Annotated in this window: 16 protein-coding genes, 1 tRNA gene and 1 pseudogene; 2 read left to right on the forward strand and 16 right to left on the reverse strand. The window is 62.1% G+C overall.

Annotated features, from left to right (window positions below):
* From VSX60_RS20100 to VSX60_RS20160, 13 genes are all read right to left on the reverse strand, one after another.
* Nucleotides 1-108, reverse strand: a 108-nt coding sequence (locus VSX60_RS20100; protein ID WP_156386499.1) for a GTP-binding protein, incomplete at its 3' end; no start/stop codon positions are given.
* Between the two features lie 63 nt (nucleotides 109-171).
* Complete coding sequence (gene fusA, locus VSX60_RS20105) at nucleotides 172-2262, reverse strand: elongation factor G (protein WP_327626038.1); 2091 nt, start codon at nucleotides 2260-2262, stop codon at nucleotides 172-174.
* Nucleotides 2263-2292: 30 nt separating this feature from the next.
* Entirely contained in the window at nucleotides 2293-2763 is a 471-nt protein-coding gene (gene rpsG / locus VSX60_RS20110) for a 30S ribosomal protein S7 (protein ID WP_327626039.1), read from the reverse strand.
* 33 nt (nucleotides 2764-2796) lie between these two features.
* Complete coding sequence (gene rpsL, locus VSX60_RS20115) at nucleotides 2797-3168, reverse strand: 30S ribosomal protein S12 (RefSeq protein WP_206453990.1); 372 nt, start codon at nucleotides 3166-3168, stop codon at nucleotides 2797-2799.
* A 581-nt stretch (nucleotides 3169-3749) separates the two neighbouring features.
* The gene (gene rpoC / locus VSX60_RS20120; RefSeq protein WP_327626040.1) at nucleotides 3750-7946 is read right to left on the reverse strand and encodes a DNA-directed RNA polymerase subunit beta'; all 4197 of its coding nucleotides are present in this window, start codon (nucleotides 7944-7946) and stop codon (nucleotides 3750-3752) included.
* Nucleotides 7947-8083: 137 nt separating this feature from the next.
* Nucleotides 8084-12256: a DNA-directed RNA polymerase subunit beta gene (gene rpoB / locus VSX60_RS20125; RefSeq protein WP_327626041.1), complete on the reverse strand. Its 4173-nt coding sequence runs from the start codon at nucleotides 12254-12256 to the stop codon at nucleotides 8084-8086.
* Nucleotides 12257-12557: 301 nt separating this feature from the next.
* Nucleotides 12558-12932 (reverse strand): 50S ribosomal protein L7/L12, encoded by a 375-nt coding sequence (rplL, locus tag VSX60_RS20130; RefSeq protein WP_206453987.1) that lies wholly within the window; start codon nucleotides 12930-12932, stop codon nucleotides 12558-12560.
* 51 nt (nucleotides 12933-12983) lie between these two features.
* On the reverse strand, nucleotides 12984-13502 hold the full coding sequence (rplJ, locus tag VSX60_RS20135) for a 50S ribosomal protein L10 (protein ID WP_327626042.1): 519 nt from the start codon (nucleotides 13500-13502) through the stop codon (nucleotides 12984-12986).
* Between the two features lie 379 nt (nucleotides 13503-13881).
* Entirely contained in the window at nucleotides 13882-14580 is a 699-nt protein-coding gene (gene rplA / locus VSX60_RS20140) for a 50S ribosomal protein L1 (protein WP_327626043.1), read from the reverse strand.
* 4 nt (nucleotides 14581-14584) lie between these two features.
* Entirely contained in the window at nucleotides 14585-15013 is a 429-nt protein-coding gene (gene rplK, locus VSX60_RS20145; RefSeq protein WP_327626044.1) for a 50S ribosomal protein L11, read from the reverse strand.
* A 148-nt stretch (nucleotides 15014-15161) separates the two neighbouring features.
* On the reverse strand, nucleotides 15162-15692 hold the full coding sequence (gene nusG / locus VSX60_RS20150; protein ID WP_327626045.1) for a transcription termination/antitermination protein NusG: 531 nt from the start codon (nucleotides 15690-15692) through the stop codon (nucleotides 15162-15164).
* Nucleotides 15693-15723: 31 nt separating this feature from the next.
* Nucleotides 15724-15921, reverse strand: coding sequence for a preprotein translocase subunit SecE (secE, locus tag VSX60_RS20155; protein ID WP_327626046.1), 198 nt, complete (start codon nucleotides 15919-15921; stop codon nucleotides 15724-15726).
* Nucleotides 15922-16051: 130 nt separating this feature from the next.
* Nucleotides 16052-16127 (reverse strand) — tRNA-Trp (locus VSX60_RS20160).
* Between the two features lie 85 nt (nucleotides 16128-16212).
* On the opposite strand from VSX60_RS20160, the gene VSX60_RS20165 reads away from it, so the two are divergent.
* Complete coding sequence (locus VSX60_RS20165; RefSeq protein ID WP_327626047.1) at nucleotides 16213-16926, forward strand: HAD family hydrolase; 714 nt, start codon at nucleotides 16213-16215, stop codon at nucleotides 16924-16926.
* Between the two features lie 34 nt (nucleotides 16927-16960).
* Here the strand turns inward: VSX60_RS20165 and VSX60_RS20170 are convergent, their stop codons facing one another.
* Nucleotides 16961-17806, reverse strand: coding sequence for a 3-deoxy-manno-octulosonate cytidylyltransferase (locus VSX60_RS20170; RefSeq protein ID WP_327626048.1), 846 nt, complete (start codon nucleotides 17804-17806; stop codon nucleotides 16961-16963).
* Nucleotides 17807-17876: 70 nt separating this feature from the next.
* Nucleotides 17877-18569: a glycosyltransferase gene (locus VSX60_RS20175; protein ID WP_327626049.1), complete on the reverse strand. Its 693-nt coding sequence runs from the start codon at nucleotides 18567-18569 to the stop codon at nucleotides 17877-17879.
* Between the two features lie 243 nt (nucleotides 18570-18812).
* Between VSX60_RS20175 and VSX60_RS20180 the strand changes: the two genes are divergently transcribed.
* The gene (locus VSX60_RS20180) at nucleotides 18813-19514 is read left to right on the forward strand and encodes a hypothetical protein (RefSeq protein WP_327626050.1); all 702 of its coding nucleotides are present in this window, start codon (nucleotides 18813-18815) and stop codon (nucleotides 19512-19514) included.
* A gap of 112 nt (nucleotides 19515-19626) precedes the next feature.
* On the opposite strand, the pseudogene VSX60_RS20185 reads toward VSX60_RS20180, so the two are convergent.
* Nucleotides 19627-19710, reverse strand: a pseudogene (locus tag VSX60_RS20185) (elongation factor Tu); the annotation flags it as partial.

Raw genomic sequence — 19710 nt, forward strand, 5'->3', positions numbered from 1 at the left:
GAAATACTTCGTGATCGCCGCCGTCAACGACGTCTTGCCGTGATCAACGTGACCAATCGTCCCGATGTTCACATGCGGCTTGTTGCGCTCGAATTTGCTCTTGGCCATCTTGCCACTCCGTTGTCTAGTCTTGGCTCAGCGAGCCGAATGCCGTTTCGAGGGGAAACGCGGTCAGGCGTACTTTTTCTGAATTTCGTCCGCGACCTGGTTCGGCACCTGCTCATAATGATCGAACTGCATCGTGTACTGGGCACGGCCCTGGGACATCGAGCGCAGCTGGTTGACGTAACCGAACATGTTGGCCAGCGGCACCATGGCGTTGACGACCTGCGCGATACCGCGCGGCTCAGTGCCCTGGATCTGCCCGCGACGCGAATTCAAATCGCCGATGACGTCACCGACGTAGTCTTCCGGCGTCACCACCTCGACCTTCATGACCGGCTCGAGCAGCCGCGGCCCCGCCTTCTGGATCGCTTCGCGGAAACCAGCCCGCGCCGCGATTTCAAAGGCCAGCACCGAGGAGTCGACATCGTGGAACGCGCCGTCCAGCAGCTGCGCCTTGATGTCAACCATCGGGAAGCCCGCAAGCGGCCCCGACGTCAGCACCGACACGATGCCCTTTTGAACGCCCGGAATGTATTCCTTCGGAACCGCGCCGCCGACGATCTTCGACTCGAAGCTGAAGCCCTCGCCGATCTCGGCAGGCTCGAAGGTCATCTTGACGCGAGCGAACTGGCCCGTACCGCCGGTCTGCTTCTTGTGGGTGTAGTCGACTTCGGCCTTGCGGGTGATCGTCTCGCGATAAGCCACCTGCGGCGCGCCGATATTCGCCTCGACCTTGAATTCCCGCTTCATGCGATCGACGAGAATGTCGAGGTGAAGCTCGCCCATGCCGGCGATGATCGTCTGGCCGGATTCCTCATCCGTCTTGACCCGGAACGAAGGATCCTCGGCGGCCAGTCGGTTGAGCGCGAGGCCCATCTTTTCCTGGTCGGCCTTAGTCTTCGGCTCGATCGCAATCTCGATGACCGGATCGGGGAACTCCATCCGCTCCAGGATGACCGGCTTCAGCGGATCACAAAGCGTGTCGCCGGTCGTCGTGTCCTTCAGGCCAGCCAGTGCGACGATGTCGCCAGCATAGGCCTCTTCGATGTCTTCGCGGGAGTTGGAGTGCATCTGCAGCATGCGGCCGATGCGCTCCTTCTTCTCCTTGACGGTGTTCTGCAGCGAGGTGCCCTTGGTCAGAACGCCGGAGTAGATGCGAGCGAAGGTGAGCGAACCGACAAACGGATCGTTCATGATCTTGAAGGCCAGCATGGACAGCGGCTCGTCGTCAGACGACTTGCGCACGATCTCGGCTTCGGTCTTCGGGTCGATACCCTTGATCGGCTTCACTTCGACCGGCGACGGCAGGAAGTCGACAACGGCGTCGAGAAGCGGCTGAACGCCCTTGTTCTTGAAAGCCGAACCGCAGAGAACCGGCGTGAACCAGACGTCGCAGGTGCCCTTGCGGATCAGCTTGCGAATCTCATCGTTGCTCGGCATCTCGCCTTCGAGATAACGCTCCATGGCGCCTTCATCGAGCTCGACAGCGGCTTCGATCATCGCCTCGCGGTACTCTTCAGCCTGGGCGAGCATGTCGGCCGGGATATCGAGAATGTCCCACTGGGCGCCGAGATTCTCGTCGCGCCAGACCAGCGCCTTCATCTCGATGAGATCGATGACACCCTTGAGTTCCGTCTCGGCACCGATCGGCAGCTGGACGACGATCGGACGCGCACCGAGACGCGACTTGATCATCTCCACACAGCGAAAGAAGTCGGCGCCCGTCTTGTCCATCTTGTTGACGAAGATCATGCGCGGAACCTGATACTTGTCCGCCTGACGCCAGACCGTCTCGGTCTGCGGCTCGACACCGGCATTGGCGTCGAGAAGCGCAATCGCGCCATCGAGGACGCGCAAGCTGCGTTCGACCTCAATGGTGAAGTCGACGTGACCCGGCGTGTCGATGATGTTGAAGCGGCGCTTCTTGCCGTCGCGGCCTTCCCAGAACGTGGTGGTCGCGGCGGAGGTAATGGTGATGCCGCGCTCCTGCTCCTGCGCCATCCAGTCCATCGTCGCAGCGCCATCATGCACTTCGCCGATCTTGTGGGACTTACCGGTGTAGTAGAGAATCCGCTCGGTCGTCGTCGTTTTCCCGGCATCGATGTGTGCCATGATGCCGAAATTGCGGTAGTCTTCGATCTTATAGTCGCGTGCCATCGGGCGTCGCCTTTCGGGCAGAAACTTGAATTACCAGCGGTAGTGCGAGAAGGCGCGGTTCGCTTCCGCCATGCGGTGCGTGTCTTCGCGCTTCTTCACTGCCGTACCACGGTTGTTGGCCGCATCCATGAGCTCGCCCGACAGGCGGTCGACCATGGTCGTCTCGTTGCGGCCACGTGCGGCGGTGATCAGCCAACGGATCGCCAGCGCCTGACGGCGCTCGGGACGAACGTCGACCGGAACCTGATAGGTCGCACCACCGACACGGCGGGAGCGAACTTCCACATGCGGCGAGATGTTCTCGAGCGCCTGGTGGAAGATCACGACCGCGTCCTGGCGGGTCTTCTCGTGGACGGTGTCGAACGCGCCGTAGACGATGCGCTCGGCGACCGACTTCTTACCGTCATACATGACGGCGTTCATGAACTTTGACACGATGAGATCACCGAACTTCGGGTCCGGATTGATTTCACGCTTTTCGGCTCTGTGGCGGCGGGACATACTATCGTCTCTTCAACTGATCAGCGTTGGGGCTTACTTCGGACGCTTGGCGCCGTATTTCGAACGACGCTGCTTCCGGTTCTTGACGCCCTGCGTGTCGAGCACGCCGCGGATGATGTGGTAGCGAACACCCGGTAGATCCTTCACGCGCCCACCGCGGATCATCACCACGGAGTGCTCCTGAAGGTTATGGCCTTCACCCGGAATGTAGCCGATGACTTCGTAACCGTTGACGAGGCGAACCTTGGCAACCTTACGAAGCGCCGAGTTCGGCTTCTTCGGCGTGGTCGTGTAGACACGGGTGCACACGCCGCGCTTTTGCGGGTTGGCCTCGAGCGCCGGAACCGTATTGCGCTCGACTGGGCGAACGCGCGGCTTCCGGACCAATTGGTTGATGGTCGGCATTCCAACCTTCCCTCTTCTTCCAAAACTCAGGTTCGACACGAAACGTCGCGCCACGCAAAAGCGAAGAGCAACTCTCCATGCGCGAAACCAGGCAATCGATCCACTTGTGAGTGGACTGCCCGGAACGAAGCAGAGGACCGCTTAGACGGTCTTGCATTCAGCGATGTGACGTCTCGTTGAACGAAGCCTTGTTTGAAGCGCTTGATCCCGGACGTGGCGTCCTTGGGAAGATTCGGCCTCACATCGGCTCTGTTGGGGGGTACTTAACGATTCTCCCCGGACCCGTCAACCCCGGATCCGAAGGAGTTCGCGAGCCTCGCCCGATGGCGATCCCAATGCCCCGTCGGCGCCGTGCCGCAATCGGCGCGCACGGCGTTTTCTGCATCCGCGACAGCGGTCCTTGACGGCGAAAGGCCGCCCGAGGGCGGCCTTTCCATTCTTGCTTCCACCAAACGGGCGAGGCCTACTCGGCCGCGTCCGTGATCGAGGTCAGCATGCGATCGGTCTCGGCCTTGTTGGCGGCCTTGCGGCGATCCTCGATGATGAGGTNTCCATTCTTGCTTCCACCAAACGGGCGAGGCCTACTCGGCCGCGTCCGTGATCGAGGTCAGCATGCGATCGGTCTCGGCCTTGTTGGCGGCCTTGCGGCGATCCTCGATGATGAGGTCGTCGCGCGAGGTAGCGATGCGGCGCACCTGGGTCATCATGCCACCGGTACCCGCCGGGATCAGGCGGCCGACGATGACGTTCTCCTTCAAGCCCTGCAGCGTATCGGTCTTGCCGGCGACCGCCGCCTCGGTCAACACTCGCGTCGTCTCCTGGAAGGAGGCGGCCGAGATGAAGGACGGGGTCTGCAGCGAGGCCTTGGTGATGCCGAGGAGGACCGGGGTGCCGGATGCCGGCTTCTTGCCCTCTTCTTCCAGACGCTCGTTGAGTTCCGCCAGCTCGATCCGGTCGACATTGTCGCCCGGAATGTAGCCGGAATCGCCGGACTCGACGATCTCGACCTTCTGCAGCATCTGCCGGACGATGACCTCGATGTGCTTGTCGTTGATCAACACGCCCTGCAGCCGGTAGACCTCCTGGATCTCGTTGACGAGGTAGGACGCCAGCGCCTCCACGCCGCGGATCGCCAGGATGTCGTGCGGCGCAGGGTTGCCGTCGAGGATGTAGTCGCCCTTCTCGATGACGTCACCTTCCTGAAGATGGAACGGCTTGCCCTTCGGGATCAGGTACTCCATCGGCTCGCCGCCGTCCTCGTGCGGCTCGATGATGATCCGGCGCTTGTTCTTGTAGTCGCGCCCGAATTTCACCGTGCCGTCGATCTCCGCGATCACCGCGTTGTCCTTCGGCTTGCGGGCCTCGAACAGTTCCGCGACACGCGGCAGACCACCGGTAATGTCCTTGGTCTTCGCGCTTTCCATCGGAATACGCGAGAGGACGTCGCCGGCCTTCACCGTGGCGCCCGGCTCGACCGACAGGATCGCGTCGACCGACTGGAAGTAGCGAGCGTCGGAGCCACGCGCCAGTTTGAGGATCTCGCCATCCTTGCCACGCACCACGATCGCCGGCTTCAGGTCCTGACCGCGCGGGCTCGCCCGCCAATCGATGACCGCCCGCTTGGTGATGCCGGTCGACTCGTCGGCCTGCTCGGACACCGAGATGCCTTCCACCATGTCCTCGAAGTCGACCGTGCCCTCGAGCTCGGTCAGCACCGGACGGGTGTAGGGATCCCATTCGGCGATGCGCTGGCCGCGCCGGACCGTATCGCCGTCGTCGACGAAGATACGGCTACCGTAGGTGACGCGGTGCGACGCACGCTCCTTGCCCGCCTGATCGAGGATAAGGATCGCCATGTTGCGACCCATCGCCACCAGTCGGCCATCGGAATTCCGCACGACGTTACGGTTGCGGATCGCCACCGTGCCCTCGTAGGAGGCTTCCAGGAACGAAGAGTCGACCACCTGCGCGGTCCCGCCCATGTGGAAGGTACGCATGGTGAGCTGGGTGCCCGGCTCGCCGATCGACTGCGCGGCGATGACGCCGACGGCCTCGCCCATGTTGACGGGCGTGCCGCGGGCAAGATCGCGCCCGTAGCAGGTGGCGCAGATGCCGGTGCGGATCTCGCAGGTCAGCGCCGAACGAATGTTGATCGACTGGATACTGGCGTTCTCGATCACCTCGACGTCGGCCTCCTCGATCGTCACACCGCCCTTGACGATAACCTCGCCGGTCAGCGGATGCAGAATATCTTCCAGCGCCGTCCGGCCGAGGACCCGCTGGCCGATCGACGCGACGACCTGACCGGCGTCCACGATCGGCTGCATGGTCAGCCCGTTCTTCGTGCCACAATCGACCTGCGTGATGATGCAGTCCTGCGCCACGTCGACGAGACGACGGGTGAGATAACCCGAATTGGCCGTCTTCAGCGCCGTGTCGGCCAAGCCCTTGCGAGCACCGTGGGTCGAGTTGAAGTACTCGAGCACGGTCAGGCCTTCCTTGAAGTTCGAGATGATCGGCGTCTCGATGATCTCGCCAGACGGCTTGGTCATCAGGCCACGCATTGCCGCCAGCTGGCGCATCTGGGTCGGAGACCCGCGGGCGCCGGAGTGCGACATCATGTAGATCGAGTTCATCGGCTTCTGCCGACCATTGTCGTCGAACTCGATCGCCTTGATGCGAGCCATCATCTCGTCGGCGATCTTGTCCGTGCACTTCGCCCAGGCATCGACGACCTTGTTGTACTTCTCGCCCTGGGTGATCAGGCCGTCATTGTACTGCTGCTCGTATTCCTTCGCGAGCGCCTGGGTCTCGCCGATCATCCTCGGCTTGGTGTCCGGGATCAGCATGTCGTCCTTGCCGAACGAGATGCCAGCCGTACAGGCATGACGGAACCCGAGCTGCATGATCTGGTCGCAGAAGATCACCGTCTCCTTCTGACCGCAGTGACGATAGACCTGGTCGATCATCTTGGAGATGGTCTTCTTGGTCATCAGCTCGTTGCAGATGTCGAACGGAATCGCGGCGTTCTTCGGCAGCAGTTCCCCGATGAGCATACGGCCCGGCGTCGTCTCGTAGATATTCGAGACCGGCTTGCCGTCCGCGCCCACCGTCTTGAAGCGGCCCTTGACCTTGCTGTGCAGGGTCACCGAGCGGTTGGCAATGGCATGCTCGAGTTCGCCGATGTCGGAGAAGGCCATCCCCTGCCCCGGCTCGTTCTCGTTCATGATCGAGAGGTAGTAGAGCCCGAGCACCATATCCTGCGACGGCACGATGATAGGCGCGCCGTTCGCCGGATGCAGGATGTTGTTGGTCGACATCATGAGAACGCGCGCTTCCAGCTGCGCCTCGATCGACAACGGAACGTGCACAGCCATCTGATCGCCGTCGAAATCGGCGTTGAAGGCCGTACAGACGAGCGGATGCAGCTGGATCGCCTTGCCCTCGATCAGCACCGGCTCGAAGGCCTGGATGCCGAGACGGTGCAGGGTCGGAGCGCGGTTCAAGAGCACCGGATGTTCGCGGATGACCTCATCGAGGATATCCCAGACTTCCGGACGCTCCTTCTCGACCAGCTTCTTCGCCTGCTTGACGGTCGAGGAGAAACCCTTGGCATCGAGGCGCGCGTAGATAAACGGCTTGAACAGCTCCAGCGCCATCTTCTTCGGCAGGCCGCACTGGTGCAGCTTCAGCTCCGGACCTGTGACGATGACCGAGCGGCCGGAATAGTCGACGCGCTTGCCGAGCAGGTTCTGGCGGAACCGGCCCTGCTTGCCCTTGAGCATGTCGGACAGCGACTTCAACGGACGCTTGTTGGCGCCGGTGATCACGCGGCCGCGGCGGCCGTTGTCGAACAGTGCATCGACGGCTTCCTGCAGCATCCGCTTCTCGTTGCGGATGATGATGCCCGGCGCACGCAGCTCGATCAGCCGCTTGAGGCGGTTGTTCCGGTTGATGACGCGGCGATACAGGTCGTTGAGATCCGACGTCGCGAAACGACCGCCGTCGAGCGGGACGAGCGGGCGCAGATCCGGCGGGATCACCGGAACGACGCTCATGATCATCCACTCCGGCTTGTTGCCGGAATCGAGGAAGTTCTCGACGATCTTCAGCCGCTTCATCAGCTTCTTGGTCTTGAGCTCGGAGGCGGTCTGCGCGAGCTCAGCACGCAAATCGCCGGCGATCTTCTCCAGATCCATGCCCGCGAGAAGATCCTGGATCGCCTCAGCGCCGATCAGCGCGGTGAAGGAATCCTCCCCGAACTCCTCGACGGCGATCATATATTCCTCTTCCGACAGGAGCTGATGCTCCTTCAGAGAGGTCAGGCCCGGCTCGGTGACGATGTAGTTCTCGAAATACAGAACCCGCTCGATATCCTTGAGCGTCATGTCGAGCAGCGTGCCGATGCGCGACGGGAGCGACTTCAGGAACCAGATGTGGGCGACCGGCGCGGCGAGTTCGATATGACCCATGCGCTCGCGCCGCACGCGCGAAAGAGTCACCTCGACGCCGCACTTCTCGCAGATAATGCCCTTGTACTTCATCCGCTTGTACTTGCCGCACAAGCACTCGTAATCCTTGATCGGGCCGAAAATGCGGGCGCAGAACAGACCGTCCCGCTCCGGCTTGAACGTGCGGTAGTTGATCGTCTCCGGCTTCTTGATCTCGCCGAACGACCAGGAAAGGATCTTCTCAGGCGAGGCGAGCGAGATGCGGATGGAATCGAACGTCTGCGCAGCCACCTGCGGATTGAAGATGTTCATGACCTCTTGGTTCATGCGCTTTCTCCTTCGTGGGGCAAAACCCCGAGTCGCGGCGGGTATACCGGCCGCTGAAATCGTTCAATCGTCGAGGATCGGCGCCATGTCGGCGCCGATCCGGACCGCAACGGGTGCGGTCGATTTTCCCGCGACGTCTATTCGGCCGCGTCAGGCAGACCCTCGGCGGGTGCCGGCAACTCGACCGCCGAGTTCGCCAGATCGACGTCGAGGCCGAGCGAGCGCATTTCCTTGACGAGCACGTTGAAGCTCTCGGGAATGCCGGACTCGAAGGCGTCGTCACCACGCACGATCGACTCGTAGACCTTGGTGCGGCCCGCGACATCGTCCGACTTCACCGTCAGCATCTCCTGCAGCGTGTAGGCGGCGCCATAAGCCTCGAGCGCCCAGACCTCCATCTCGCCGAAGCGCTGGCCGCCAAACTGGGCCTTGCCGCCCAATGGCTGCTGGGTCACGAGCGAGTACGGACCGATCGAACGGGCGTGGATCTTGTCGTCCACCAGATGGTGCAGCTTCAGCATGTAGATGTAGCCGACCGTCACCTGCCGATCGAAGGCCTCGCCGGTGCGCCCGTCATAGAGCGTCACCTGGCCCGAACCGTCGAGTCCCGCCTTTTCCAGCATTTCGACGATGTCGTGCTCGACTGCACCATCGAAGACCGGCGTCGCAATCGACACGCCGCGGGTCATCTGCTTGGCCAAGATGACGACACTGGCGTCGTCGTAGTCCTTGACCTTCTCGTTGCGGTCGTTGTCGCCCAGCAGTCCAGCGATCTCATCGCGCAGCGGCGAGACGTCACGGGACTGGTTATAGACCTCGAGCATCTCGCCGATCTTCTTGCCCATGCCCGAACAGGCCCAGCCAAGATGCGTCTCGAGGATCTGCCCGACATTCATGCGTGACGGCACGCCGAGCGGGTTGAGCACGATGTCGACATGCGTGCCGTCCTCATTGAACGGCATGTCCTCGACCGGCAAGATGCGCGACACCACACCCTTGTTGCCGTGCCGTCCGGCCATCTTGTCGCCCGGCTGGATCTTGCGCTTGACCGCGACAAAGACCTTGACCTGCTTCATGACGCCGGGGGGCAGCTCGTCACCGCGCTGCACCTTCTCGACCTTGTCCATGAAGCGCTGCTCGAGGGTGGTCTTCGCTTCGTCATAGACGTTGCGCAGATCCTCCAGTTCGGCCTGCAGCTTCTCCTCCTCGACGGCGAACATCCACCACTGCGAGCGGGGATACTCGTTCATCGCGTCGGCGGAGATGGTCGCGCCCTTCTTGAAGCCCTTCGGTCCCGCGATGGCGGACTTTCCGCCCAGCATCTCAATCAGGCGACCATAGACGTTGCGGTCGAGAATCGCCTGTTCATCGTCGCGATCCTTGGCGAGCCGCTCGATCTCCTCGCGCTCGATCGCCATGGCGCGTTCGTCCTTCTCGACGCCGTGACGATTGAACACCCGAACCTCGACGACCGTGCCATAGGCGCCCGGAGGCATGCGGTTCGAGGTATCGCGGACGTCGGAGGCCTTTTCGCCGAAGATGGCGCGCAGGAGCTTTTCCTCCGGCGTCATCGGGCTTTCACCCTTCGGCGTGATCTTGCCGACCAGAATGTCGCCCGGCTGCACCTCGGCACCGATATAGACGATGCCGGCCTCATCGAGATTCTTCAGCGCTTCTTCCGACACGTTCGGAATGTCGCGGGTGATCTCTTCGGGTCCAAGTTTGGTGTCGCGCGCCATGACCTCGAACTCCTCGATATGGATCGAGGTGAAGACGTCATCGGCGACGATGCGCTCCGACAGGAGGATCGAATCCTCGTAGTTGTAGCCGTTCCACGGCATGAACGCGACGAGCACGTTCCGCCCGAGCGCCAGATCGCCGAGATCTGTCGACGGACCATCAGCAATGATGTCGCCCTTTTCGACCGGGTCACCCACCGCCACCAGCGGACGCTGGTTGATGCAGGTGTTCTGGTTCGAGCGCTGGAACTTCATCAGACGGTAGATGTCGACACCGGACTTGCCGGCCTCCAGATCCTCCGTCGCGCGGATGACGATACGCGTCGCGTCGACCTGGTCGACCACGCCGGTGCGGCGCGCACCGATCGCAGCGCCCGAATCGCGGGCGACGATCGATTCCATGCCGGTGCCGACGAACGGCGCCTCGGCGCGAACCAGCGGCACCGCCTGACGCTGCATGTTCGAGCCCATCAGAGCGCGGTTGGCGTCATCGTTCTCAAGGAACGGAATCAGCGCCGCAGCGACCGAAACCAACTGCTTCGGCGATACGTCCATCAGATCGACATTGTCGCGCGGCGTCATGAAGACGTCGCCCGAATGACGGCAGACCACGAACTCGTTCTGGAACCGGCTGTCGTCGGTCAGGACGGCGTTCGCCTGTGCGACGTGATGCTTGGATTCCTCCATCGCCGACAGATACACGACATCATGGGTGACGATGCCGTCGATCACCTTGCGGTACGGGCTCTCGATGAAGCCGTATTTGTTCACCCGCGCGAACGTGGCGAGCGAGTTGATCAGGCCGATATTCGGGCCTTCCGGCGTCTCGATCGGGCAGATCCGGCCGTAATGCGTCGGATGCACGTCGCGCACCTCGAAGCCGGCGCGCTCGCGCGTCAGGCCGCCGGGTCCAAGCGCCGAGAGGCGGCGCTTGTGGGTGATCTCCGACAGCGGGTTGGTCTGATCCATGAACTGCGACAGCTGCGAGGAACCGAAGAACTCGCGCACGGCGGCGGCGGCCGGCTTTGCGTTGATCAGATCCTGCGGCATTACCGTGTCGATCTCGACGGAGCTCATGCGCTCCTTGATCGCGCGTTCCATGCGCAGCAAGCCGACGCGATACTGGTTCTCCATCAGCTCGCCGACCGAACGCACCCGGCGGTTGCCGAGATTGTCGATGTCGTCGATCTCGCCCTTGCCGTCGCGAAGGTCGACGAGGGTCCTGACCACCGCGAGGATGTCTTCTTTGCGCAGCACGCGCACGGTGTCCTCGGCGTCGACGTCGAGACGCATGTTCATCTTGACGCGGCCGACGGCCGACAGGTCATAGCGCTCGCCGTCAAAGAACAACGAGTTGAACATCGCTTCGGCGGTCTCGATCGTCGGCGGCTCGCCGGGACGCATCACCCGGTAGATGTCGAACAGCGCGTCTTGACGACCTTCGTTCTTATCGACCGCCAGCGTATTGCGGATATAGCCGCCGACATTGACGTGATCGATGTCGAGAACGGTGATCTCGTCGTAACCGGCCGCGATCAGGTCGATCAGATTGCCCTTGCGCTCGCCAGTCTTGGCATCGACGGTAATCTCGAGCTCGTCACCGGCCTCGAGATACACTTCGCCCGTCTCGGGATTGACGATATCCTCGGCGATGTAGGATCCGGCAAGATCCTCCTCAGTCGCGCGCAGGGCCTTGACGCCCTTCTCCTGCATCTGGCGAGCCTGGCGAGCCGTCACCTTTTTGCCGGCCTCGACGAGAACCTCGCCGCTGTCGGCGTCGATGAGGTCGACGACGGCGCCCTGGCCGCGCACGCGCTCCACCGAGAACGGCACGCGCCAGCCCTTCTTGTCCTTCTCGAACTTCACGGTGTCGTAGAAGGTCGACAGGATTTCCTCGCCATCCATGCCAAGCGCCATCAGCAGGCTCGTCGCCGGAATCTTGCGGCGGCGGTCGATGCGCGCATGCACGACGTCCTTGGCGTCAAACTCGATGTCGAGCCAGGAGCCGCGATAGGGAATGACGCGGGCGGCGAACAGCAGCTTGCCCGACGAGTGGCTCTTGCCCTTGTCGTGATCGAAGAACACACCCGGCGAACGGTGCATCTGCGAGACTATGACGCGCTCGGTACCGTTCACGACGAAGGTGCCGTTGGACGTCATGAGCGGCATATCGCCCATGTAGACGTCCTGCTCCTTGATGTCCTTCACCGACTTGGAGCCGGTGTCGTCGTCAATATCGAACACGATGAGGCGCAGCGTCACCTTGAGCGGCGCGGCGTAGGTCAGATCGCGCTGACGGCACTCCTCAACGTCGAATTTCGGCGCCTCAAATTCGTATTTCACGAATTCCAGCATCGCCTGGCCCGAGAAGTCAGAAATCGGGAAAACCGACTTGAAGACGGCTTGCAGCCCCTCTTCGAGACGCCCGCCTTGCGGCTCGTCGACCATCAGAAATTGATCGTAGGAGGCCTTCTGGACCTCGATCAGGTTTGGCATCTCGGCGACTTCGGGGATCGACCCGAAGAATTTGCGTACCCGCCTGCGACCGCTAAACGTCGTCGTTTGAGACATCGTCGCTCCTTCTCGTGACAACGCCCTTGACCAAAGGGCTTGAATTTTCTTCCCTCTCCGTCGAGAGGTACCGCGAGCCAAAGGGCCGGTGCGGCTGACAGATCTGCCGGGCGAAAGGCCCGCGTCTCCAAACGGTTCTATGAGCCGTCTGAACACGCGCGCGTCACATCACGCCAGTTCCTGCCTCGTTCGGATCGGACCGCCGTCCGCCCGGCTCGCCACGGCGCGAGCACGGAAGGCGGAACGGCAAAATGCCGTCCCGCCCGCCGGATTTTGGTGCGCAAGCGCGGGAAACCCGCGATTACTTGACTTCGACCGTGGCGCCAGCCTTTTCGAGCTGCTCCTTGAGCTTCTCGGACTCGGCCTTGTCGACCGCTTCCTTGACCGGCTTCGGCGCGTTGTCGACGAGGTCCTTGGCTTCCTTCAGGCCAAGGCCCGTGATCGCGCGGACTTCCTTGATCACGTTGATCTTCTGTGCGCCGGCGGCGACGAGGATCACGTTGAACTCGGTCTGCTCTTCAGCCGCTTCGGCCGGAGCACCGCCGCCAGCGGCGGCGACCGCCACGGGAGCCGCGGCGGAAACGCCCCATTTTTCTTCCAGCATCTTCGAGAGTTCAGCCGCCTCGAGGACGGTCAGGCTCGACAGGTCTTCAACGATCTTGGCGAGATCAGCCATGTTTGTATTCCTTCAGATTCGAACTTTGGTTTGAGCAGCGAGGAACCGTCCTCACGCCGCCTCGTCCTTCTTGGCATAGGCCCCGAAAACACGCGCGAGTTGTCCCGCGGGTGCCTGGAGAACCCCAGCGATCCGAGTAGCCGGCGTATTGATCATGCCGACCAGCTTGGCCCTGAGTTCGTCCAACGACGGCATGGAGGCCAAGGCCTTCACACCATTCGCATCGAGTGTGGTCTTGCCCATCGTCCCGCCCAGGATGACGAGCTTGTCGTTCCCCTTGGCGAAATCGTTGGTGACCTTTGCCGCCGCGACCGGGTCGCCTGAATAGGCGATCAGGGTCTGGCCCTCGAACAACGTCGAGATGCCTTCGGCGTCCGTGCCTTGAAGAGCGATCTTGGCGAGGCGGTTCTTCGCGACTTTGACGGTGCCCCCCGCATCGCGCATTTTCGAACGATAGTCGTTCATCTGCGCGACCGTAAGACCGGCATAGTGGGCCACGACGACCGTTCCCGAGTCCTTGAAGGTCTCGTTGAGCGTCGAGACAAATTCGCGTTTTTCCGCTTTGTCCACTGCCTCTCTCCAATTAGCCTCGGCTTCCGAAGAAGCCGCGGCCGGTTGCCTTTTGCCGCCCGGATCATCCGGACGACGCTCGGAGATCCTGTCCCCTCGGCCAGACCCTTCGCGGATTCCGCGGAACCCATGGGCGACACAAGGCATTCAGAGGTTCGAACCAAGAACCCGGGCTGATCCCGGAAAATTTGGAACTTCCCCGTCTCATGCGGGCTTTCTGACGATTAAGACCGAATGCCGAAGCAACCGGTCGCCCACAATCTCGGACAGGCATTCAGGGAGCCCCGAAAGGCCCCCACGCACCGGGGCGAGCCCCGGAACCTTGGTATAGGTGATCGGCGCATATAGGTGCGCCGTTCACCGGTGTTAAGGGTCGGACCTACGCCGCATTCAGGGTCGACGGATCGATCTTGACGCCAGGGCCCATCGTCGAGGTGATCGCGACGCGCTGGACATAAATGCCCTTGGCGCCCGAGGGCTTGGCCTTCTGGACGGCGTCGGCGAAAGCACGGATATTCTCCGCGATCGCCTTGCCCTCGAAGCTCGCCTTGCCGACACCGGCATGAACGATGCCGGCCTTTTCGACGCGGAACTCGACGGCCCCGCCCTTGGATGCCTTCACAGCAGCGGCGACGTCCGGCGTCACCGTGCCGACCCGCGGGTTCGGCATGAGGCCGCGCGGCCCAAGAACCTTGCCCAGCCGACCGACGAGAGCCATCATGTCCGGCGTGGCGATGGCGCGATCGAAATCGATCGTGCCGCCCTGAACCTGCTCGACGAGGTCTTCGGCTCCGACGATGTCGGCCCCGGCGGCTTTCGCCTCCTCGGCCTTGTCGCCCCGCGCGAACACGGCGACGCGGACGGTCCGTCCGGTGCCGTTCGGCAGATTGACGACGCCGCGAACCATCTGGTCCGCATGACGCGGGTCGACGCCGAGATTCATCGCGACTTCGATCGTCTCGTCGAATTTGGCGCTCGCACGGCCCTTCAGCAACTCGACCGCCTCGTCGAGACCGTAGAGCTTGATGCGGTCGATGCCGTCGCGGGCGTTACGGATGCGCTTTCCAGCTTTTGCCATCGTCTCAACCCACCACTTCGAGGCCCATGGAACGGGCGGAGCCCTCGACCATAGCCATGGCCGCTTCCACGTCGTTCGCGTTCAAATCCTTGAACTTCTTCTCGGCAATATCGCGAACCTGCTCGCGTGTCACCGAACCGGCGACGCTCTTGCCCGGCTCCTTGGAGCCGCTCTTGAGATTCGCCGCCTTCTTGAGGAAGTAGCTCACCGGCGAAGTCTTCATCGCGAAGGTGAAGGATTTGTCCTGGTAATAGGTGATCACCACCGGGATCGGAGAGCCCTTCTCCTGGTCTTGGGTCTGCGCGTTGAACGACTTGCAGAATTCCATTATGTTGATGCCACGCTGACCGAGCGCCGGACCGATCGGGGGCGACGGCGTCGCCGATCCGGCCGGAACCTGCAGCTTCAGCTGGCCCTGTATTTTCTTAGCCATTTGCTCCTGCCTTCATTGTTCGAGCCGAACGACCGGTCAATCAGCGACCCAGCCCCCGGCTACCTGCAGTTCGCGCGGTGCGGCATCTCCGACCGGCTAGAGCCGGACTGCCTTCCGCACGATGATTCGGACCAAAAGCCCGTTCTGGTCAGACCTTTTCGACCTGACCGAATTCGAGATCGACCGGCGTTGCACGACCGAAGATCGAGACCTCGACCTTGAGCCTCGCACGCTCCTGATCGACTTCCTGCACGACGCCGTTGAACGAGGCGAAGGGACCGTCGGAGACCCGAACCTGCTCGCCGATATCGAACGAGATCGTCGGCTTCGGCCGATCCACCCCGTCCTGAACCTGCATCAGGATTTGCTCGGCTTCCTTTTCGGTAATCGGGACCGGCCGATTGTCCGGCCCGAGAAAGCCCGTGACCTTCGGCGTGTTCTTGATCATCGAGAAGACCTGATCGGTCAGCTCGGCCTTGACGAGGACGTAACCGGGGAAAAACTTCCGCTCGGCATCGACCTTGCGACCACGACGCACCTCGACCACCTTCTCGGTGGGCACGAGAATTTTTTCGAACTTGTCGGAGAGCCCTTTCTGGCGGGCCTGCTCCTCGATCGATTCGGCCACCTTCTTCTCGAAATTGGAATAGGCGTGGACGATGTACCAGCGGGCGGTCATGAAATTTACGATGTCTCCTGCGGCGTCGGCGTCAAGCGCCGGCATTCATGATCAGGCCCACGACATAGCCGAGCACTTGATCCGCGACGAAAAAGAAGGTCGCGGCGAATGCGACCATCACGAACACCATGATCGTCGAAATGATCGTCTCACGGCGGGTCGGCCAGGTGACCTTCGCGGTCTCGGATCGAACCTGCTGGAGAAATGTGAAAGGATTGGTTTTGGCCATACACCGCTCACAGCTAATGCGCGTGAAGGCTGGTCGCCAGCCTCACGCGCCACATGTCGATCGCCGTTCCTCTACCCGCCCTTGCCGCGATTCACAAGGGCCGGCTCGACAGAATCTCGTTTCCGGCGAATGGCAGGGGCAGAGGGACTCGAACCCACGGCCTGCGGTTTTGGAGACCGCCGCTCTACCAACTGAGCTATACCCCTTCGCGCGTGGCTTCCTTAGGCTATGTCGACGGGATCATCAAGATGAGATTCTTTCGACCGACCGCCGCTTGCGCCAGACGCGGCGATGAATATTCTAAAGGTTGCATTTTATGTATCACGCAACCTCTATGAGATCGCCGTGCAGTTGCCGCCTCCCCTTGCCGACAAGCGTCTCGTGCTCTTCGACCTCGATGGAGTCCTGGTGGATACCCGAGCCAACATGCTGGCGGCCTGGTCGGCGGTTCGCCGGGAACTGGGGATTGACGTTCCCTTCGATGCCTACATCGCGGAGATCGGCCAGCCCTTCGGGTCGATCATGCGCCGTCTCGGGATCGGCCACCTGTCCGACAGCGCCGAAATCATCTATCGACGGCGTTCGGCGCGCGACCTGGCGTCAGCGCCTGTTTACGCCGACATCGCCCTCATGCTCGACGGCCTTTATGCGGCGGGACGCCGGCTCGGCATCGTCACCTCCAAGGACAGAGAGCGCACCGCGATCCTGCTCGATCGGCTTCCGCCGGTCTTTTCCGTCGTGCGCTGCCCCGACCGCGCCTGTCGCGGCAAACCGGCGCCGGATCACTTGATGATGGCGATGGCACTGACACGGTGCGATCCGTGCGAGACGCTTTACGTCGGCGACATGGCGAGCGACTCCGAAGCCGCCCGGCGCGCGGGTATCGATTTCCTGCACGCGGCCTGGGGCTACGGCGAACGGCCGCCGGGCACATCGTTGCAGGTTACTCACCCGAAGCAGATCGCTCAACTTCTCCTCCCCAGGGAGGTCGAGCGCGTCGGTTAAACGCCGTGGGGCTCTTTGGACGAGATCGGCGCAGTCACGGTTTCGCAGTATCTGTCCGCGATTTAGCCGCGAACTTCTGCTTACGCGTCTTCGGCTTCAGCGATCGCAGCAAGCCGTCAATCCGCCCCTGCAGGCGCGTCAACGAAAACAGCCGGTCGATCGCCATATTCGAGCCTTCGAGCCGTTCGGCCAGAACCTGTGACGCGACAAGCGACAGCTCTTCCGGGGTTGTGTCGGGAAACCTGCGGGCAATCTCCTCCAGCCCGCTTGTGTCCGACCCGCCGATCCTCTCGATCTTGTTCGATCGCAGCAACAATCTTTGCACGATCTGCTCGAAGGTCCAGTCGTGATCGTGAAACAGCTTCCATTGCACCGAGCGCTGTGCGGTGAAGCCGGCCAGCACGACCCGCGAGGTCGGGCAGTTCTCCGCCAGCCACACGGCCAGTGCAAAGCCGCTGGTCGGCACATGGCTTGCGGGATAGAAGTCATCAAAATAGTCGGCGAGATCGAGAAAGCCCGCCCTGGCGCCGCCGAACTCCTCGGCCCGGCTGAATGTCTCGCCCGGCGCCGTCCGCAGATTCAGGACGCCGCGAAATTTCGGCGAGCGCAACAGACCAAGGACGCTCTCCACCTCGTTTCGGTAGACGATGTTGGCTCCCGCCGGACTGCTCCTGGCCACGAGCAGGCAAGAGCCCGCGAACGGCTCGGACAGAACCTTGAACACCTTGTTGAAGAACACGTAGAGCGCGTCATCGCCAAAACGCTGCCGCAGCGCCGCGATATCGACGGCGTCGCTATTGGCCACGAGGACGATGCGTTCGAAGCCGGCGAAGAACGCTGCCCAGCCATCACGATCCCCGATCCAGGAGGTGTCCGCCATCCGTTTCCTCTTTGATATTCCAACGCTCTAGCGAGTCGGCCGGCACGACCGCCAGGAGCCGCGATCTTTCTCAGTCGCCACGCTGCCGGACATGCAAGGTGCGCTCGCGCATGGCGAACCATTCCTCGGCGTAGTCGTCATCCTTGTATTCGTCGAAATACGGCCCGCCGTCGGTGAAATGGACATTCTTGGCGTCGGCGCGATGGTCATATTCATTGACCAGCCAGTTCCAGGCCGCCGGCAATTCGCCGATATTCTCGTCGCCGTCGAGCCACTTGAACTGGTGGAGTTGCAGGCCGGTTGCCGTGTTGACGAAATCCGGGGTCAGGGCACGGCACTTGGCGTTGTTGAACAGCATGACGCTCGACCAGTTCTTCTTTTCGTATTTGGTCTGCGCCTGGCCGAGGAACTTCGTCTCGATCTTCGGCTGGTAATCGTGCTTCACGCACATGACGGCATAGCGATCGTCACGCAGCGCCCAGAGCTCGGCGATATCGGCCCGCATGAGCATGTCGCAGTCCATGAACAGGCTCCACCCCTCGAAGCCGCTGAGATAGGGCACCAGAAAGCGGGAGAACGAGAATTCGGTGGATTGCAGGGTGTTGCGCTCGCGGGTGAAGATGCCGTCGAGATTGGACAAGACGATCGGCGCGAACATAACCGGCATCGACGCATGCTCGATGATGCTCTGCGCCAGGACGTGATAGGCGATGACCTCGTTGGAATCATAGCCAATGAAGATGCGGGCCGACGGGCTGGTCACGAATGCAGTTCCTTCACGAACAATTCGGTGGCGGAGAGAGATGCCGCACCGTGGAGCGAAGCGGTTCGCCAACCTCATCGCACTTCCCCGGCAAGACTTTCAAGGCCATGCCGGCTTTCCGCCCCCTTCGGCCTTGCTCCCGCGTCCCCACCCGCACCCGACAGAAACGACATGCCGCGCTAGCCCCGGGGCCGAGTTTCGCCTAGGTCTTCGCGCGATCCCATCCACGAACCGAATGCTGCCGTGACCCACCCGCTTATCGTCTCGTACTACACCCCCGGAACCGCCTACGAAGATCATGCGTCGGCCTTGAAAGCCTCCGTCGACCGACTGGGGCTTGATTCGCGGATAGAACCCCGCGCGCCGAAATCGAGCTGGGTGGAGAACTGCGCGCAGAAGGCGCTGTTCGTCCGTGACATGCGGAAGCAAGACGAACGGCCGATCTTGTGGATCGACGCTGACGCGATTTTGCGCCGCAAGGTGACGGAATTGGAACGCTTCTCCGGCGATTTTGCCGTCGTGAAGCGCGGCGGCTGGTCGTTCTACGGCGGCCAAGCGTATTTCGGCAGTGGCCCGAACGCCGAGGATCTGATCGAAAGATGGTGCCGTTATTGCACCGACTACCCCAATATCTGGGACCAGGTGTCCCTGGGCTACGCCTGGTGGGACGCGTCCCTTGAAACGGATCTGCAAGCTCTCTGGCTGGAGCCCGGCCTGTTTGCGAAATCCAAGCGCAATTTCCTGGGGCGGTATGTCCAGGGCGCGTTCTCGAAGGCCGCGGTCGTTCACAAGCAGGAAAGTCGCCGCTCGAAAGCCGGACAGCGGGCACCCCGCCAATCGGAATTCAGCAACGACCACCTTCCGGAATGGTGGCGCCAGGCCGCCGCGCTCGACCAGCCATTCGTCCTCGACGAGGCTCGCAAGCAAGAACTCGGGCTCTTGTAACCCCAGGTCGCGGGCGAACTACCACCCACAAAAACGGGCCCTCGCGGGGCCCGTTCTGCGATCGTCTCGGTGCTGCCGGCGCTAAATGCAACGCGCCCGCTTGTCGCGTATCTTATTCGACGATGCTGGCGACGATGCCGGCCCCGACGGTGCGGCCGCCTTCACGGATGGCGAAGCGCAGCTTCTCTTCCATCGC

This window comes from Aurantimonas sp. A3-2-R12 (assembly GCF_036016755.1).
In the GTDB taxonomy this organism is placed as follows: domain Bacteria; phylum Pseudomonadota; class Alphaproteobacteria; order Rhizobiales; family Rhizobiaceae; genus Aurantimonas; species Aurantimonas coralicida_A.

Coding starts and splice junctions, on each gene's coding strand:
- fusA (WP_327626038.1), bottom strand. CDS start 2,262: ATGGCACGCGACTATAAGATCGAAGACTACCGCAATTTCGGCATCATG.
- rpsG (WP_327626039.1), bottom strand. CDS start 2,763: ATGTCCCGCCGCCACAGAGCCGAAAAGCGTGAAATCAATCCGGACCCG.
- rpsL (WP_206453990.1), bottom strand. CDS start 3,168: ATGCCGACCATCAACCAATTGGTCCGGAAGCCGCGCGTTCGCCCAGTC.
- rpoC (WP_327626040.1), bottom strand. CDS start 7,946: ATGAACCAAGAGGTCATGAACATCTTCAATCCGCAGGTGGCTGCGCAG.
- rpoB (WP_327626041.1), bottom strand. CDS start 12,256: ATGTCTCAAACGACGACGTTTAGCGGTCGCAGGCGGGTACGCAAATTC.
- rplL (WP_206453987.1), bottom strand. CDS start 12,932: ATGGCTGATCTCGCCAAGATCGTTGAAGACCTGTCGAGCCTGACCGTC.
- rplA (WP_327626043.1), bottom strand. CDS start 14,580: ATGGCAAAAGCTGGAAAGCGCATCCGTAACGCCCGCGACGGCATCGAC.
- rplK (WP_327626044.1), bottom strand. CDS start 15,013: ATGGCTAAGAAAATACAGGGCCAGCTGAAGCTGCAGGTTCCGGCCGGA.
- nusG (WP_327626045.1), bottom strand. CDS start 15,692: ATGACCGCCCGCTGGTACATCGTCCACGCCTATTCCAATTTCGAGAAG.
- secE (WP_327626046.1), bottom strand. CDS start 15,921: ATGGCCAAAACCAATCCTTTCACATTTCTCCAGCAGGTTCGATCCGAG.
- VSX60_RS20165 (WP_327626047.1), top strand. CDS start 16,213: ATGAATATTCTAAAGGTTGCATTTTATGTATCACGCAACCTCTATGAG.
- VSX60_RS20170 (WP_327626048.1), bottom strand. CDS start 17,806: ATGGCGGACACCTCCTGGATCGGGGATCGTGATGGCTGGGCAGCGTTC.